Annotated in this window: 10 protein-coding genes; 3 read left to right on the top strand and 7 right to left on the bottom strand. The window is 52.4% G+C overall.

What is annotated here, in order from left to right; genetic code table 11:
- Nucleotides 1-8 precede the first annotated feature (8 nt).
- The 5 genes from QCB44_RS07450 to QCB44_RS07430 all read right to left on the bottom strand — a co-directional run bounded on the left by QCB44_RS07450 (nucleotide 9) and on the right by QCB44_RS07430 (nucleotide 6,507).
- On the bottom strand, nucleotides 9-3,194 hold the full coding sequence (locus QCB44_RS07450) for an HD domain-containing phosphohydrolase (protein ID WP_279409083.1): 3,186 nt from the start codon (nucleotides 3,192-3,194) through the stop codon (nucleotides 9-11).
- 198 nt (nucleotides 3,195-3,392) lie between these two features.
- Complete coding sequence (locus QCB44_RS07445) at nucleotides 3,393-3,965, bottom strand: histidine phosphatase family protein (RefSeq protein ID WP_279409081.1); 573 nt, start codon at nucleotides 3,963-3,965, stop codon at nucleotides 3,393-3,395.
- Nucleotides 3,966-4,059: 94 nt separating this feature from the next.
- On the bottom strand, nucleotides 4,060-4,962 hold the full coding sequence (locus tag QCB44_RS07440) for a 3'-5' exonuclease (protein ID WP_279409079.1): 903 nt from the start codon (nucleotides 4,960-4,962) through the stop codon (nucleotides 4,060-4,062).
- Between the two features lie 104 nt (nucleotides 4,963-5,066).
- The gene (locus QCB44_RS07435; protein WP_279409077.1) at nucleotides 5,067-5,516 is read right to left on the bottom strand and encodes an HIRAN domain-containing protein; all 450 of its coding nucleotides are present in this window, start codon (nucleotides 5,514-5,516) and stop codon (nucleotides 5,067-5,069) included.
- Nucleotides 5,517-5,526: 10 nt separating this feature from the next.
- Nucleotides 5,527-6,507, bottom strand: coding sequence for an RluA family pseudouridine synthase (locus QCB44_RS07430; protein WP_279409075.1), 981 nt, complete (start codon nucleotides 6,505-6,507; stop codon nucleotides 5,527-5,529).
- Between the two features lie 138 nt (nucleotides 6,508-6,645).
- On the opposite strand from QCB44_RS07430, the gene QCB44_RS07425 reads away from it, so the two are divergent.
- The 3 genes from QCB44_RS07425 (at nucleotide 6,646) to QCB44_RS07415 (ending at nucleotide 14,036) form a co-directional block, all read left to right on the top strand.
- The gene (locus tag QCB44_RS07425; protein ID WP_279409073.1) at nucleotides 6,646-7,494 is read left to right on the top strand and encodes a SprT family zinc-dependent metalloprotease; all 849 of its coding nucleotides are present in this window, start codon (nucleotides 6,646-6,648) and stop codon (nucleotides 7,492-7,494) included.
- Nucleotides 7,495-7,680: 186 nt separating this feature from the next.
- The gene (locus QCB44_RS07420; RefSeq protein WP_279409072.1) at nucleotides 7,681-10,464 is read left to right on the top strand and encodes a PD-(D/E)XK nuclease family protein; all 2,784 of its coding nucleotides are present in this window, start codon (nucleotides 7,681-7,683) and stop codon (nucleotides 10,462-10,464) included.
- The gene (locus QCB44_RS07415; RefSeq protein ID WP_279409071.1) at nucleotides 10,461-14,036 is read left to right on the top strand and encodes a UvrD-helicase domain-containing protein; all 3,576 of its coding nucleotides are present in this window, start codon (nucleotides 10,461-10,463) and stop codon (nucleotides 14,034-14,036) included. The genes QCB44_RS07420 and QCB44_RS07415 overlap by 4 nt, the downstream gene beginning before the upstream one ends.
- Before the next feature lie 53 nt (nucleotides 14,037-14,089).
- Here QCB44_RS07415 and QCB44_RS07410 read toward each other — a convergent pair whose 3' ends face one another.
- Nucleotides 14,090-17,239: an EAL domain-containing protein gene (locus tag QCB44_RS07410; RefSeq protein WP_279409070.1), complete on the bottom strand. Its 3,150-nt coding sequence runs from the start codon at nucleotides 17,237-17,239 to the stop codon at nucleotides 14,090-14,092.
- Nucleotides 17,236-18,099: a PhnD/SsuA/transferrin family substrate-binding protein gene (locus tag QCB44_RS07405; protein WP_279409069.1), complete on the bottom strand. Its 864-nt coding sequence runs from the start codon at nucleotides 18,097-18,099 to the stop codon at nucleotides 17,236-17,238. Before QCB44_RS07405 ends, QCB44_RS07410 begins: the two co-directional genes overlap by 4 nt.
- Between the last annotated feature and the right edge of the window lie 115 nt (nucleotides 18,100-18,214).

Here is an 18,214-nt window from a genome sequence, read left to right as displayed (position 1 = left end):
CTGTTTATCTATGTTAAATAGTGGTTGATATCCACCTCGTCGATCTGATCGGGATTCAAATAGCGCTTAGCGTATTCCAAATAGACACCGCTGGTTAAAAACAGTTCAAACACATTCCGATCAAGTTCCTGTTGTTCCACTTTTGAGTAAAGTATCTCGACTGCGGTACTGAGCTTTTTCGCCTCTTTGTATGGGCGGTCTGAAGCGGTTAACGCCTCAAAGATATCGGCGACGGCGAGAATGCGTTCCGGAGTTGTCAGTTCATTGGCCGTCAATTTACGCGGGTAACCCTCGCCGTTTAAGGTTTCGTGGTGGGTTGACGCATATCTAGGGATTTTCGAGAGTTCTGCCGGGAATTTAAGGCTTTCCAGCATTCTGATCGTACTGATGACGTGTTCATTGATCTTGAAGCGATCTTCGGGGCTGAGCGTGCCGTAGGTGATGCTCAAGTTATGCAGTTCGCCTAAATGGTAGAGGTCGTCAGGCACGCTCATCTTGATGCCGAATTCCGGCTCGAACTGGAGTGCACGTTGCCGGGGGATTCGGTGTTCCAGACGGTCACTCAATAACGGCTCTTCAACCGGTAGTTCGGCAATAGGGGGCATGCGAAGGCATTCTGCACGTGATAATCCCAGGGTATTGTCAAAGTGACGCAGCCAAGTGGTTTGAGCCAGTTTATGAAGGCGCTCAATATGTTCTGGGTTCATCGCTTCTTGACCAATATTGGACTCGGCGATGAAGGCAAAGTCTTCTCTAAGTTTCTGTTGTTTGTCGGTCAGTTGTTTGTAGAGTTCCTCTTCTTTCTCAGGCGTTTGCATTTTTTGCTTCAGGTAATCGATCTCGGCATCTCGCCACAACACTTCAAAGCGGGTGCGAATTTCATGGATGCGGTTATAAATGGTCTCTAATTTGGTGGCCTTATCGACAATGTGTTCCGGTGTGGTGATTTTTCCGCAGTCATGCAACCAAGCCGCTAAGCGGAATTCTCGCCACTCATCTTCGGAAGTAAAATGAAACTGCTCGAATGGCGGCGCTGTCGATTTATGAGCGGCTTCTGCGATTAAAATCGCCAGTTCCGGGACGCGCGCGCAGTGGGCGGCCGTATAGGGTGATTTTTCATCAATGGCCTGGGCGATCAGGCGCACGAAAGAGTCCATAAGCTCTTTTTGATCCACCTCATGTTGACGGATGGCATGCGCCATTTCAATAATCGCCGCAGAAAGATTATGAATTTCTTTTATATTGGTGTCTAAAGGGGTGATGTCATCGTATTGGCGGTTTTGGATGTGTTTGGCCTGGTGCATGAGGCGCTTAATCGGGTCGACGATCGGGGAAGCAAATAACCAGGACACAGGCATAACCAGTAGCAGAGCCATAGCCGTCAGCAGGATTGACCAGATTACTTTTTGCAGACTTGGTGCCAACAGCACATGCTCAGGGATCATGGCCGCAAAGAACTCACCGTTAGCGTCGTCGTCCTTGAGGGGGGTGATGAAGAGATACTGTTTTTGGCCATCCACGGTAAATGCGTTAAGGCGGTTAAAGCGTTCTGGGTCGCGGCTCCATTCAATCATTTCTGGAATGGGTACAGCGGAGGTTTGCGTGGATTTGACCGAGGTTTTATCGTTAGCAAGGTAATCCCCCAGCCATTTCTGATGCAATTTCTGCCGGTAGTCCTCCGGCAGAGATTTTAGCGCTCTATTTAGAATGGGCAGTAGCTTTGCATGTTGTTTGGACGTAACCAGGTGGAACGTCTGCGGCAGAGCAAAAGGATCATTTGGTTGTTTCAATTCATGGAACTGCAGCCCGTGGATAAAAAACTGGGAAGCGGTTTGTCTGAGAATAATCTCATTGTCTAGGGCGGCATCAACCCGACCTTGCACGACCGACTCCAAGGCGTCTTTGGTGCTTTTCACTTCGACGATGTTCACACTTGGAATCAGTTTCTTTAAAACCGGAATAATCGACCACCCTTGTGGAATGGCAACGCTCAGACCGTCGAGTTGAGAGGGCGATTGAATGGGGGCGTGTTCCGGCCGTGTCGCCACGGCGTATGGCAGACTGAGAAGCGGTTCACTAAAGGCTCCCAGTTGACTGTTCGGGTTATACAGAACCGGGTGCAGTAGGTCTAATTCGTTATTGTTAAACAGTTCAAGTAATTCCGGCCAACTGTAGCCGTTGACAAACTCGATCTGCAGCCCGGTGATTTGAGCTATAGCGCGAATCAGATCAATGGCATACCCTCGAGGTTCGCCTGAAACCGCATAGTCCACTGGCGGCCAGTTCATCTCATTGGAGACTCTCAAGCGCCCGGTCTGTTTAATAATGGCTTTTTCATAATCGCTCAGCGTGATAGGTTTGAGCTCGGACAGACTTTGAGTCTCGCTGCGGACTTCGCTGGAGGCGATCAGGTAGCCATCTTGCTGATAGATAAAGGTCTGACTGTTGCGACTGATTGGGTTTAACGGTTGTGAACCGAGATATTCCGAAAGGGATGAGAGGGCGATATCAACCGCCAGTACCGCTCCGGTTGTCGGAAGAACGGTTGAATAAGTCTGTCCAGGGGCCTGAAGGTGCTGAAACAGGTAAGGCGCGGTTTTATGAATCTTGTCTTCCGTGGCGTTTTTAAACCAGTGGCGTTGGTTGGCGAAATACTGACTGGCCTCTGATTTGGAAGTGCGCAGTTCAAAGCGATCGTTATAGTAGTCGAATTGCCTTTGACGTTGGCCTTTTTGCTCTTTAACCTGAATCACGACCCAGCGGTCTTGTTCCGAGGCATTAAGTTGTTGGCGAACCGCAGGGCTGGTTTCCAGGTTCACCAGTTCATAAAAGTCACCGTTGGCAAAACCAATATAGATGGCATAAAACACCGGATTGTTTTGCATGATTTCCGCGAATAAACGGCGCGTGTCGGAGTGAACCCAGTTGTTGGCGGTGAGGTGTGGGTATTTGCTGAGAATGCGAGTCGTCTGAATCGCCTTTTGGTCTAGGCTGGCCAGATAGTCTTTAGTACTCGAAGCGCTGAGCTGGTATTGGGAAACCGCCGCTTCGGTCGCCATCTTTTTGGAAAAATGGTATTGCAAGCCAATGGCAATAGAGGCCACTAAAAGGGTGGCAAAGACAAAAACACTGACTACGGTCACACGAATGGACAGTCGTTGATGATTAAGTGGTAGCCAGTCAAAGCCTTTCATAAACGCTCTCCTGCTTATGGGTAAACCTGTCAAATGTTTACGTATGAATATTTACCATACTATGTGAGAGGTTGAATACCGTCAAATAAAATAACAGTATGTAATACAAGGTGTTTTTAATTATGAATCGGTTTTGAATAGGCCTGTATGACGCTTTTATTACGCGAGAAAGAGGAGAGGCTTCTAAGGAAATGTCCGCTAGTCTTGCAGGCGCAGCCGGGCAATCAGATCAAATTGCCCGTCACCCAGCGGTTCAATTAGGACCATTTCGGCCGGTTCCACGCGTTGGTAAATCAGTTCACCGATATTGGGACGATGGGTGACCAGAATCAGGTTTCCTTGGCTTTGGTAATTGGCAATCAGCGAACGAATAGCGTGCATATTGGCTTCTGCCTGTTGCGTGCTCAGTGCTTTGATAAGACGCAGTTTCGGTTCGACGTGGTAAGTTCCAAACGCTTCTTGAGCCGTATCCCGGGTGCGGCAGTGCGGACTGCTGAGTACTTGGTTGATTTTGATGCGGTGTTGGCGGAAGGCTTCGCCAATGCGTTTCGCCTGTTGCTTGCCGGTGGCATTGAGGTTGCGTTCGCTAAAACAGCTGTCGTCGAGAATGAAAGCGTCGCCGAATTCGCGGTCGATCTCGGCGTGACGAATCAACACCACTTTACCGCCTTCCTGTAGAGCCTGCCAGAACGCTTCTTCTTTGTTTTCATCAGCAAAAACCGAGTGAACCGCAAAGAACATCAAGACAGATAAACCCCATGTTATTTTCATAGCAAGCTCCTGAAAGTGGATAGAAAACGGCATTGTTAAACGGCCAGGAATGGATTTGACCAGGCCTGTTGAGTTTTTAAAATGTAATGTTGAACTAACGCGCACGCACCGAGAAGCTGTCGGTCGCTTTGAGCTTGATCACATTCGGGTTAGGGGTGTTGTTTTCAAGCAGCCAGCTCAGCTCTTCTTGCAGTTTGGAGTCGTCCAATACTTTTTGCCAGACGCGTTCTCCCACATTCCAACGATAGCCGCGGGCGCGCAAATCATCCTTGATTTCAAAGGGGGCGCCGGTGGCCTTGATGAGCGATTTGCTCACGCGCACCGCCTTGAGCAGATAATGAAACGCAGGGCGCTTTTCATCGGAGACCGGCAGGGAGAGGAGCTCGGTCAATGCCTGAACATCGTCCAGCGCACGGTGGGCGCCATAGTAAAACTCGCCGATTTTCCAGCACAGGAATTCCTGGCTGCGCGACCCGACATCCGCTAAATTAAGCCAGTCAACCTGCGCCACCGAACAGCCCCAGATCTTGTCGATAAACACATCCGAATAACGCTCCAGCACCGGGCGGTCAAAGGCCGCATTGTGCGCCACGCAGAGCTGAACACTGGCCAGTTCGTGCTCGACCTGATCCCACGGAATGGCTTGCCCTTTGACGTCATCCAGAGTCAAGCCGGTGACCTTGGTGACTTCTGCGGAGATTTCCCCTTCGGGTTCGTTCAAGTAGTTGCGTGCTTCCAGAACCCGATAGAAGTTGCCTTCCGAATCAAATTCCACAATCTGATAACCCAGTTCAATGATCTCGCAGACATCGGTATCCAGACCGGTGGTTTCGGTGTCGATAATGCAGACCTTGTGCAAAACCTGGCCGCAATGCGGGTTGAATTCGCTTTTGGGATAGAATTTGCGCAGTACCTGATAGTCGCCCGATTGATTCAGGCGTTCGATGCACTGTTCCAGTGTGGATGAATTTGGGGCTTGGGGCATGGTTTGAGACATCGTATGGGGTCCTGGTGGTTAAGTATTCGCGTATCGTAATCGTATTTTATACTTATTGTAACAAACTCCATTTAAACGTACGGAAACCAATGTTTCATGCCGATTTAGCTGAATAAGCCTAGCTGTTTCAAGCGTTGTTTCCATAGCGTCAACTGGCTCCACAACAGACTGCAGAGATGGTCCGTCCAGCCAAGCGGTAAAGCCATTTCGCACTCCAGTCTCAGCAGTTTGCCTTTGGCTTTGGCGGTGACCAGGCGGACGGTCGGCTTGGAGAGTGTGCGAAGCTTCGGGTGCCAGCGTTTAGCGAGCTGTCGCGGCACATAGCCGATGAGCAGTTCGGATGGGTTGTCGCTGTTATCCGAGTGGTTCTCTGCACCGTTATCTGGGTGAACGGGCAGCCAAATCTGAATCGCATTGGCATCGTGCGGATTGTCCGCTTCCAGCTTCAGGGTCAGTTCGGTTTCCACCGGCAACAGGTCTTGTTGAAAGGCATCGGCGGCATCGTAATAGTAACTGCCTTTAATCGGAAAACGGTAAGCGCGGAGCATAGCCATGTTTCTGTCGCTAAGTGTTTTGAGAGAATGCGACGCGACTTTGCGAGTCTGCACGCACCTTAAGCAAGGCACGTTGCGCGTCCGCTAACACCACGTCAATGGGTTCGCCGTTCAGCGGATCGACAAACTTGAGCTGATAGGCGGTCAGTTGCAGATCGGGACGGCGGTTTTCTGGGAGAGACACGGCCAATTTCAGGTCACGTGCCACATCGCCATACAGGCGGTCGCCGACGACGGCGAATCCTACGCCGGAGAGATGTTTACGAATCTGATGTTTGCGTCCGGTTTCGATCTCAATCTCCACCAGCGTGAGTTGGTGTTTCGCGTCGTAGTGGAGGCCCTGCGCGTGGGTCACGGCCGGTTTGTCGTCGATGGCGTCCGTAAAGGTTTGCCGTCGCTGCGGAAAGTGCCCGTGCACCCAGGCCTGATAGTGTTTTTCAATGCGGTGTTCCGCAAACAGTTGGGTGAGTGTTTGCGCCGTTTTCTTGTTGTGGGCGAGAAGCTGCACTCCGGCGGTGGCGCGATCCAAACGGTGCACTAGCCAGGTCTGCCGGTTTTGGTTTTCACCGTTAAAGCGGTGGTGACGTTCCACCCAGCGATAGAGTGCCGTATGGTCTCCCCATTTGGAACCCTGGGAGAGCATGCCCCGCGGTTTAAACCAGACGCTGTATTGCTGGCGGTCCAGCAGCAATCTCGGTGCCGGCGGTTCGCTGTGCAGCAGCTTCGGAAAATAATAGAGTTCGATCACCTCGCCGGGCTTGAGCGGCCTTTTCACGCGCCGCAGTCGCACCGGCTTGGCTTTTGCCGAAGCGGCCGTCAGCCACACCGCGCCTTTATCGAACGCCGCTTTCAGTTCTCTCACCGAAAGTGAACAGGCCTGTTGCAAAGCCTGCAAAGCGGTTTGCGTTGCGTCAACTTGGTAGCGGAAATGCTGTTTTTCAGCCGGTTCCGTTGGACGGTCCGGATGGGGTTCGGTACAGGTGTTGGTCATGGTGAGTGGGCATAAATAAAAGAATAGGAAACAATAGATCCATTTTAAGCGACTCACGCTTAGAAACAAATCGCCATCTGCTTTAAAATGGGAATCACGCAATAAGGGATGAAAAAAATGTTTCGTTGGAGACGCCAGGTGCCACGCAGAATAGAGAAGAGCGCTTCGGCTGAAGGAATCCGCCATTACCAGGTCGGTGAACAGTGGTTGCCGGTGGTGCGTACGTCACGCAAAAAGTCGATCGGTCTCAAGCCCAAAGCGCAGGGCGTGGAACTGCATGTACCGCGTCACCTCTCCGAACGCGCCCTGCAAAAAGTATTGGATCAACATGCCTCGTGGATTGGCCGCAAATTGGAAACTCTCTCGTTGACGCCGGTGTCACCATTCTATGCCCTGAGTGGAGAAGCGGTGCGTTTTCAGGGGCAAACCTATCGCTTGCTTTGGCAAACGGGCGACCGGTTTATGGCGGAGCTCGTAAACCAGGATCGGCTGCTGCAAGGAGAAGGGAGCGATGATAACCGGACGGACTCGGCCGATAGCGAATCATCAGGCCTGCTCAGATTTACCCTGGATGAAACGATGTTGTCTCCGGAGGGGACGCTTGAAGCGCAGAGCATGCAGCCCGTTCGGCAGCGAGTGTTGCAGGAGTGGTTTAGTGAGCAGGCGCGGCATTATTTTGAGAGCGAGGTGTTGGTGTGGGCGCAACGCATCGGCGTCGATTACGCCTCGATCACCGTCAAAGGCTATAAGTCACGCTGGGGGAGTTGTTACCCGGACGGTCGTATTCAATTTAACTGGCGCTTGCTGCAAGCGCCTGCCTGGGTGATCGATTATGTGATTGTGCACGAACTGTGTCACCGGGTTCACGCCAACCATTCCGCCCATTTCTGGGCGTTGGTGGCCCATCATTATCCTCAAACCCAACAGGCCAAACGCTGGCTGCGCCAACAAGGTCCCGAACTGATCGGGTTTTTGCAGACGTCGTAGCGATGAGCGGATTTTCACTCAACCAGAGGATGCGTTTAAACCTTCAATTTGACGCCCGCAGACTATGGAATTTTGCTAAGGTAGTCCGTGGTTCGGAGAGAGCATTTGCCCCTTTGCGTCATTGTCCGTTTTTGATTTTTACGTCCTTGTTCGTCATTTCAACCAGGGCGATTAATGTGAGAGCTTATGTCCGTTATTCACCTTACTTCCAATAGCCGACTAACCCAGACCTTGAAGCAGCAGGCGTTGGCCGATCAAGCGTGTCAGGTCATTGAAACCCCGTCAATTATGACGCTGCCACAGTGGTGGCAACAGTGGGAAGAAGCATTGCTGTTGCGTGGCGAACTGCCGCTGGAAGCGCTGCAAGCCAAATTGCTGTCTGCGTTTGAGGCGCAATGGTTGTGGGAGCAGGTATTGGAAGAGGAGAGCGCACAGCGCCTTGACGAAAACGGCGAGCCTTTATCGCTGCTGAATCTGCCCGCCACCGCCAAGCAGCTTGACCAGGCCTGGGCGTTATGGATGGAGTGGCTGAGTGATGAGCAGCGGGAACAGGCGCAGTCTGCCTTTTATCCCAGCGACGAAACGCAACTGTTTTTCTCAGCGATGCAGCGCTATCAGCAACGTTTACAGGTGCAAGGCTGGCAAGACAGTGTGGGTCGCCAGCAACAGAGGTTAGCCTGGCTGGAGATGGGTAAGGGTGAGTTGCCGCAACGTTTTCAACTGCATGGGTTTGATGAAATGACCCCCGCCATGCAGCGTTGGCAGCGTGCGGTCGAAGCGCGCGGCACCGAAGTGATTCTGGTTAATGAACTTCAAGCGCGAGAGCAGTCAGAGGCAAACAAACCGGGGGAGGCTGCGCCGCAACTCTATCGTTATGATGCAAAAGACCCGTTGGACGAGGCTCAGCAGGTGGCTTACTGGTGTGTCCAGCAGTGGCTGCAATTGCAGGAGAAAAAGCCGGTACACGCGATCAAAATCGGCGTGGTGGCGCCGAATGTCAGCGAGTGTAAAACAGCTCTCACTCTTGCGCTGGACGAGCAGTTAGCGATTGCACGGCAACAGCCGCTTAACCTGCAGCAGAGCGCAATGAATCGGCTGTATAACTTCTCGCTCGGGGACTCCTTGGCGCAGCAAGCCTTGGTGCAAAATGCGCTGCTGACGTTGCAGATCTTCCTGCAGCCCAGACGGACGCTCAGCTATGCGGATTGGAGTCAGTGGTTGATTTCGCCTTATAGCGTTGCGTCCTTATGGCGACGCCAACGGGCAGACGCCGGACTACGGCGTCTGCAGTGGGCCAGTTTTCAGTGGCCTTCATTGATAGCATCCGAACAGGCCTGTAGGCTGTTGCCGCAAAGTTTGTTGGAGCGTCTGCAGAAGTGGCAGAGGTCGCTTGGCGCTAGGGCATCAGAGTCGCTCACACTGCCCGAATTTGTTGATTTGGCGCAATCCTGTCTGCAGGCGCTGGGCTGGTGCAGTGCGCGTGAATTGAACAGTGATGAGTACCAGCAGCAGCAAACCTTTCAGCAGCGCTTGGCCGATTTTGCCCATCTTAGCGCACCGCATAAAAAACAGCAGATTTCACAATGGCTGAATGCCTTACAGCGTTACATTGGTGAAACCGTTCATCAGTCACAAAGCCGCGGCGTGCAGCCAATCCAAATCATGGGATTTCTTGAGGCGGGTGGCCAACAGTTTGATGCGCTATGGGTACTGGGGCTGACCGACGAGGCTTGGCCGCGAATGCCGGACCCCAATCCGTTTTTGCCACTGGAATTGCAGCGGCAGCAGCGTCTGCCGCGTTGTGACGCCCAGCGCGAACTGGAATACGCGCGTCAGGTGATGCAGCGTCTGCATTGGACGGCACCGCTTCAGGTGTGGAGTTTTGCGCGTCATCAAGGCGAGGCCGAACTCTTGCCAAGCCCGTTGCTGGAATCTGCGCCGCTGGATGGGGCGCAGTCTTACCATGCTCATGCGTATCAAAGTTTGGCGCAGTGGCACTACCTCCAGCACAGCGAGAGTCTTTGGGAGCTGGATAATCGAGGGCCTGAAATTCCCGCCGGTACGCGCGCACCGGGAGGAACCGGGATTTTGCAGGCACAAAGCCAGTGCCCGCTGATGGCCTTTATCGATTACCGGCTCGGCGCCCGTCAGGAGCTGCAAACTGTGGAAGAGGGCTTGCCGAGTACCAATCAGGGAACGCTAATTCACGAGATTCTGCAGCATTTCTGGGAGGAAACCAAGACACAGAGCCGTTTGTTGGCCATGGACGAGACCGAACTCAAGCAGGCTTTAAACAGCCAGATTGAAGCGGGTTTTGAAGCGTTGCAAAGCCAGTTTAACGAACACTATCTGCAACTTGAACAGGCCCGCATTTTTCAGCTGTTGTGGCAGTGGCTCGAGGTCGAGAAAAATCGTCCAAGTTTCTCCGTGGCAAAGACCGAGCAGGAACAGCTGGTGACGCTGGCCGGGATTGAATTCAAGCTGATTATTGACCGCATTGATTCGGTGGCGGGGCAAACGGTTATTTTGGATTACAAAACCGGGCGGGCCAGTATCAATAATTTGCTGAAAACGCCGCTGAAGGCGCCGCAGTTAGCGGTGTATCTGCATGCCGTGTCCGAGCCGGTGGCGGGCATTGGCTACGGTTTGCTGCACACCGACGACGGCGTTAAGCTCAATGCGTTAGTCGAAGAGGAGGAGGTGCTTTGTTCGACACGTTCCATCACCGTGTTTGCCAAGCTGGCGGAAAAAGAGGGGCCATTTCATCAGGTGGCATGGAACGATTTTTTGCAGGCCCTGCGCGATGAGGTGTTGCAACTGGCCCAGAGCATCCAGAGGGGGGAGGCGGATATGCGCTTTGATAAACCAGCGGATGTGGCTTATGCCGCCGGGAAGTTGGCGCTGCGTCTGCCGGAAGTGGAGGCGCAGATGGCGGAAATCGGGATCACATCGGAGGAGAATGGCGGATGAGTACGCAAGGTAGGCTAGGTATGCAAGCCGGTCTGTTTGGCGCTGTGGATGACCCGGTGAACGAATGTGAATATTCAACCGGCGTGCCCGATTTGCAGACGTTGTTTGGCTTGGAAGTGGATGTGCAGTTGGCGGATGGTGCGCAGCGTTTTGAAGCGGTCAATCCATTTTCTTCCTACATTGTGCAGGCACCGGCCGGTTCGGGTAAAACCGCGCTATTGACGCAACGGTTTCTCGCCTTGTTATCACAGGTGAACCAACCGGAAAAAATTGTTGCCATGACCTTTACCAAAAAAGCGGCAGCGGAGATGCGCGAACGGATTTTGGGGGCTTTGAAAACCGGCTTGCAGTCCGCACCATCCGCGGACGCCTCGCTGTTTGAGCGTAATACTTGGAAGCTGGCGCAGAAGGCGTTGCAGCGCGATTCCGAACAGGCCTGGTCACTTTTGCAAAACCCTAACCGACTGCGCATTAAAACCATCGACGGTATTAACGGCTTTTTGGTTGGACAGATGCCGCTGCTCTCTAAAATGGGGGCGCAGCCGCGCGTCACCGACCAAGCGACACGCTATTACCAGCAGGCGGCGCGCATGGCGCTCAAAGACGACAGTTGTCAGGCGGCAATGGCCGACCTGCTGCGTCTGGTCAACGGCCGCTATCAACGCGCCGAGGCGTTGATTGTAAGTATGCTCGGCAAGCGCGATCAGTGGATGCAGAATTTGTTATCCGTTCAGGACGAGGCCGCGCGCGACGAGCTGGAATGGGCGTTGCAATTGGTAGTCGAGCAGGAGATGCAAAGCCAATTGGCGCATTTGAGTGCGGTGCGCGCTTTATTGACTGAAGCCGCCGAGTTGGCCGATTATGCGCGCGCCAATGGCGCCGAGAACCTGCAACCCCTGTGCGCTGGTGAACTGGGCAATGGTATTGACTCGCTCGCCGCCTGGCGCAGTCTGGCGGACTGGCTGTTAACCGGCCAGGATCAGATTCGTAAATCGGTCACCAAAAATAACGGTTTTCCTGCCGGAAAAGGAGCAGCCAAAGAGAACAAGGAGCGCTTTGTCAATGCCTTGGCCGGACTGCGCGATGCACCTGATGCCGAGCAAGTTCGTCTGAGTCTGGCGGTGCTCAAAGGCCTGCCCGAACCACATTACAGTGACGAGCAGTGGCAGAGTCTGCAATCATTGATTCATCTGTTGAAAATGGCGGCGGCTTACCTCAAGGTGGCGTTTCGTCATGGCGGAGAAGCGGATTTTATCGAAATTGCCCAAGCGGCCTCGCAGGCGCTCGGCCGTGAAGAAGAACCGACCGAACTGGCGCAACATCTAGATTATCGCATCGAACATCTGTTGGTGGACGAGTTTCAGGACACCAGTCGTGAACAGTATGCCTTGATTCGCAAACTGGTAGCCGGTTGGCAGCCTGGAGATGCCCGTACCCTGTTTATCGTCGGGGATCCGATGCAGTCCATCTATCGTTTCCGCGAAGCGGAAGTAGGCAACTTTTTGGATGCCTGGCAGGGACGCATCGGTGATGTACAGCTGACGCCGTTGAACCTGCAGGTGAACTTCCGTTCCAGCCGGGCAGTGATCGATTGGGTCAATCGCCAATTCAAACAGGTCTTTCCAAAACAGAACCGGATCGCCAGCGGGGCGGTGTGTTACAGCGACTCTTTGGCGTCCTCCGAAGATGACACACCGGCGGTGTTTACCCATTGGCAACTCAACCAAACTGCGGAAAGTGAAGCGGTGGACGTGGTGCAGTTGATCAAACAGCGTTTGCGCGAGTTGGACTCGGCGGCCAAAATCGCCGTACTGGGGCGCACGCGTTCCAGTCTGATGACGATCGCGAGCTTGCTGAAACAGCAGGAGATCGGATTCCGTGCGGTGGAGCTGGAAGGCTTGGCGGAGCGTCAGGAGATTCAGGATGTCTTGGCCTTAAGCCGCGCTTTACTGCATTTGGCGGACCGTCCGGCGTGGATTGCGTTATTGCGTTCGCCGCTGGTCGGCTTGAATCTGCCGGACCTGCATGCGCTGCTGGGCGAACATTTTTCGACCCCCGCCTGGCAACAGATTCAGCCGAAACAGTGGCCGGAGAGCCTGAGCGAAAGGGCTCGTCAACGGCTGGCATTTGCCTTGCCTGTTTTGCACACCGCATTGCAGCGTCTGGGCAGTATGCCGTTTTCGCTGCTGGTACGTGAATGCTGGTTGCAACTTGACGGTGCGCATAGCGTAGAAAACCAGACGGCTTTGGATAATGTCACCGTGTTCTGGGAAACCCTTGCCGGCTTGGATGGTGAAGTGGTGGACGCTCAACGTCTGGAAGAGATGATTGCCAATCTTTACGCCAGCCCCGATGCTGCCCAGGAAAGCCAGCGTATTGAATTGATGACGATGCACAAATCCAAAGGGCTGGAATTCGATACGGTCATTTTGCCGGGCTTGGGGCGCAAGCCGCGTTCCGACGACAAGCAGCTGCTGTCATGGATGTCGTTTCTTGGGCCGCAAACAGAAGTGAAAACTGACGCACAAACTATGCGCGAATGGCTGGTGATGGCGCCGCTCGACCAGAAGGGGCAGGGAGACTCTTTGCTGACAGGCCTGCTGAGACGCTTTGAGCAGGAAAAGCAGGATTATGAGTTGGGTCGCCTGCTCTATGTGGCCGCCACCCGGGCCAAGCGTCAGCTGCATCTGTTTGGCGAGGTGCGTTACCGCATTTCCGACAGGGAGGAAAGTCCGCGTCCTCTGCCCAATTCAGGCAGCCTGCTGGAAGCGCTTTGGCCCTGCGTGCAAAACGACTTTGTGAAGTTGGCGGCCGACTATGACGAAGTGGATGAAGCGATCGAGGCGTTTGAGTTTGCGCCCAAAATCCGGCGTTTGCCATTGCAACGCGCTTATTTATTGGATCAGTTGACGTTTGCCTCCGAGCGGCATAGCGCGGCCGTGCAAAAACCGGACGAGACACCGACGGCTTCCAAGCCGGTTGCATTGAGCGCCAGTGCACCGGACGCTGCGTTCTATGAGAGTTCGCCAGAACAGGCGTTATTGAATACGTCGGTGGGGAATCTGGTGCACCTGGTGTTGGAGCAGTGGGCGAGTCTGGAAAGTTGGCCAGAGGTGCGTGAACAGTTGCCTTTTTATCGTTACTGGCTGCGTAATCAGGGGGTGGAAGGCACCTTATTGGAACAGGCGATTGAACGGGTACTGCGTTCCCTGACGCACGCACGCGGCAACGCGAAGCTGGTATGGGCTTTGGATCAGAAACACCGTGAAGCTCAGTGCGAATATCCATTGACGTCGCTGGAAGACGATGGGGTGGCCAACCACATTGTGGACCGCACCTTTGTGGATGAGGGAGAGGTGCGCTGGATTGTCGATTACAAAACCAGTCACTTGGCCAGCGATGCCGCAGAGAAGGTGGATGCGTTTGTCGAGAAACAGGTTGAGGTCTATCGTCCACAACTGGAGCGCTATGGAAAGCTGCTTGCCGAAATAGACCGTGCCGCGGGCCGGAGCCGTGCCCAGAAATGGGTACTGTATTTTACCGATATGGATCGCTGGGTGGAGCTCAATTAGCCATTCTGACGGGCGCTCAAACTGAACAGGCCTGTTCAGTTTGTAGGTGCGGCTTAAAAGTCAATCAGGTTAATGTCTTGTGCGGTTTTTACCAGATTTTCAAAGCCGTCTATCGGCAGTGGGCGACTGAAGAGATAGCCCTGATAGATGTAACACTGGTTTTCTTTGAGGAATTCGCGCTGCTCAATCGTTTCCACGCCTTCGGCGATGACCTCCAATTTCAGGGTATTGGACATGGCGATAATGGTTTTAACGATGGTGGCATCGTCCGAATCCACGGTCAGGTCTCGGATGAACGACTGATCGATTTTCAGTTGTGACAGTGGCAGTCGTTTCAGGTAAGAGAGCGAGGAGTGGCCGGTACCGAAATCATCCATCGAGAAACGTACGCCGATATCGCGCAAGGCATTCATGGTTTCAATGGTTTTTTCCACTTCCTTGACCACCACCGATTCAGTGAGTTCCAGTTTTAGGAAGTCGGGGCGTGCCCCGCTGGTCTGAAGGGCGTTTTTGACATTAGACACGAAATCGCGGTGTGCAAACTGTTTGGCACTGACATTCACCGCGAGCTTGATGTGGTGCAGCAATGGGTCTTGTTGCCAACGAACCAGCGTTTCACAGGCTTTTTTCAGAACCCAATCGCCAATGTAAATGATCTGGCCGGACTCTTCGGAAATCGGAATGAATTCCGCCGGCGATACAAAGCCGCGTTCAGGGTGATTCCAACGGATGAGCGCTTCCGCATAGACCACTTCGGCATGCTGATTGACCTGAGGTTGATAATAAAGTTCAAACTGCTCGTGTTCCAGCGCTTCGCGGAGATCGTTTTGGAGGCTGGCGATACGTTCGACGTTGATCTGCATTTGCGGATCAAAGAAACGAATTGTATTTCGGCCGTGTTTTTTCGCCTGATACATCGCCAAGTCCGCATGCGTCAACAGTTCATCGGAGTTGGTGTGTTGACAGTGAATCACCTCGACCCCGATGCTCGGGCTGGTATGGAACTGCTCGTTTTCCAACATAAAGGGTTGGTTGAACAGCTCTAAAATTTTCAGTGCCAAATGTTCGGCATGTTGCGCGGCGATGCTAGGGTTATCGCCTAAGTTTTCCAACAGAATAACGAATTCATCGCCGCCAATACGTGACACGGTATCCACGTCGCGCACCGCGAGTATCAGACGTTTGGCCACTTCTTTGAGCAGCAAGTCTCCTACCAGGTGTCCTTTGGTATCGTTCAGGGTTTTAAAATTGTCGAGATCGATAAAGAAGAGTGCACCACACTGATGCGTTCTTTGAGTGTACAGAATCGCGTGCTCCAGACGGTCGATCAGCAGGCGTCGATTCGGGAGCTTAGTAAGAGGGTCGTAGAACGCCAGTTTCTGAATCTCTTCACGAGCTTGATGGCGTTCGGTGACGTCGGAGAAGTTGGCGACAAACTGGGTGATGTTGCCTCGATCGTCAACTACGGCGGTAATGGTGAGCCACTCCAGATACACTTGGCCGTCTTTGCGTTTGTTCCAAATTTCACCTTGCCAAAAATGGTCTTTGACCAGACTATTCCACATTTTTTGGTAGAAAGCCTGATCTTGTCTGCCGGAGTTCAACAGGCTGGGTGTCTGTCCTACGACATCTTCAGATGCGTATCCGGTGAGAACCGTGAACGCTTTATTAACTCGAAGGATGGTGCCGTTCGGATCGGTGATCATGATTCCTTCTTGAGTCTCAAAGGCGGTAGCGGCAATGCGCAGCGCTTCTTGTTGCTGCTTTTCTGCTGTGATGTCGTAGAAGCTGATGACCGCGCCTTTAAGTTTGCCGTCTATATAGAGCGGTTGACTGGAAACGGAAGCGGTAAATGGTTGCTGATCTTTATTATAAATGTCCAGCTCACCCTGATATGACAAGCCCTGAAATGTGGCATTTTTAATCAAAGTTTCCGGTGGTTGTTGATTTTCGTCTTGATTGACGAAGTGTTCAAACAGCACTTTCCCCAGCAATGCCTCTTCAGGGTAACCAAGCAGTTTTTCAGCGGCCGCATTCAACATGGTGATGCGGCATTGAGCATCAAGAACGATTAACCCTTCGTTGATCGTGTGGGTAATGCTCTGTAAATAGCTGTGCTGTTCACGTTGCCGGCGATGAGAGTGCATTAAACGCCAGATGATCAGCCAGCCGAGAAGCATGAAAAGAGTCAAAACAACGGCAAAGGTTTCAAAGCGGCGGTTGACTGCTGCGATTTGATCGTCTTTGCTTAACGAGACCAGGTAGGCCATATTCTGGTTTTGGATGCCGTGGATTGGGGTGAAGCAGAGCGAATAGTATTGTCCATTGCTGGAGTAGACACGGGCAAAAGAGCCCCCTTGTTCTAGAGAGGCATTCAATGTGTCGTCCTGCCTCGCTTGATTGGCAACGGCCTGCATTTCTGGCGAATGGGGCAGAGGGCTTTGTGGCAGGACGCGGTAAGGATCTTCTTCCAGCCACTGGTCGGAAAACAGACTTGGTCCATACAAATAAGCCATTTCTTTGAAAGTTTTACGCTCCAAAGGCGTGCGCTGATAGATAATGGTGTACTCCAGAGCCGGATTAAACTGGTTTATTTCCTGGCGCAGGGATTCAAATTTTTGTCCGAATTCAACACTGCCTAAATGTTTGCCTTCATAGACAATGGGATAGATGTGGCGCATTCCGGAGATGATTTTTCCGGTTTCAAATGCATGCACCGGTTTTAACGTCTGGTTGGTTTTGACAACGGAAGGCCTCGCCTTGCTTAAGTCGTCGCCAAACTTTTCTGGTTGGTGGAAGCGCAGAAAACTGTGGTTATCCGGGGTATGGAAGTGGAGATGAAAATGACCGTCGTTTTGTCTCAGGCGTTTCTGATAATAGGGATAAAGCAGGCGATAAAGTTCAATTCTGGCCTGCTGGCGCAGTTCCGGGTTCTGGGCCTGTTGCAATAAAACAATGACATCTGGTTGATAGATGGTTGAAAAAAAATGCACATCAACGCCCTGCTTAAAGATTTTTTGCACGGAGCGCCACACCAGATCCTGCTGTTCAGTCACCTGTTTAAGGTTTCGTTGAATCTCTTTTGTGTGTTCGTTATGCATTCCGGAAAAAAGAGTAAACCAGATAATAAAGGTGATGGCCAACGATATTAGGCCGTCTTTGTATAGGCTGGTGCGTTTGGATTGGTTCTGTCTTGACATCATGGAGTGTCTCCACTCAGAGGCAGAGTATGACTTTGTGCCTCGATGCGTTTGAGGGTGTCAAAAGCACTTTGCGAAAAGGGACTAAAACCATGGGCGCCAATCCCCCAGCCGGTTTGTGGACGATAATTCAGCAGAACCTGTTGTAATTTGCGTAACTCGTCTGGTGACACCTTTTGCGGGTTGCCGACTATGGTAAAAGAGGGTAAGGAGTCTGACACCGATAAGGTGTTTAACCCAAATGAGTGATAGCGCTTGGCCACAAAATTAGCCAGTCCGCCGATTTGGTATTCGTTGCGCATCAGTGCCATCGCCACCTTTTCATGGGATCCCAGATAGTCGTAGGAGAGTTCTGACAGTTCAAGGCCATGTTGCCTCAGGAGGTGCTCGGTCATCAGGTTGCCGCAGGTTGATAGCGGTTGGGTTAGGGCCACTTTAATGGTTTTATTGTGTTTTAATTGATCGATATCTTTGATGCCGTCAATGGGAGCGGCCAATACACAGTGGTAAAAACGCTGGCCTTCTTCATGATTAATGGACGCCAAAGGAAACGTGTGGTCCGTTTGTTTGCTGAGCTGAAGAAAGACCATGGGGCCAAGTTCAACGAAGTCAATTTCCCCCTGAACGTAACCGTTAATAATGTCATGGTAGTCGTTATAGAGCTTAGGGATGACGGGGCGGTTTAGCGTGTTTTCAATCAGCTTAACGAGGGGCAGAGATTTGGCAAAACTCAACTTCGGATTGCTGACCGGAAGCGGCGCAAAATACAGCGGCTCGACTTCGGAGGCGTGGGCCCAAGACAAGCCGTTGAGCACAGGGCTGAACAAGATAAATAGAATGGCAAAAACCGAAGTCCCTTTCAAAATTTTTCCCTGGCAAACCGCTTAACTGTATTTGATCTTTTTAAAAGAAATTGCGTTTCTTTGAGTTCTCTCAAATAGTACCATAAACCCTCTTGTATAGGCGTTTAATCCTACT

This window comes from Thiomicrorhabdus sp. zzn3 (genome assembly GCF_029767755.1).
GTDB lineage: Bacteria > Pseudomonadota > Gammaproteobacteria > Thiomicrospirales > Thiomicrospiraceae > Thiomicrorhabdus.
Note: the sequence above shows the minus strand (reverse complement) of the source record. Positions and strands in the feature narration are given on the sequence as shown.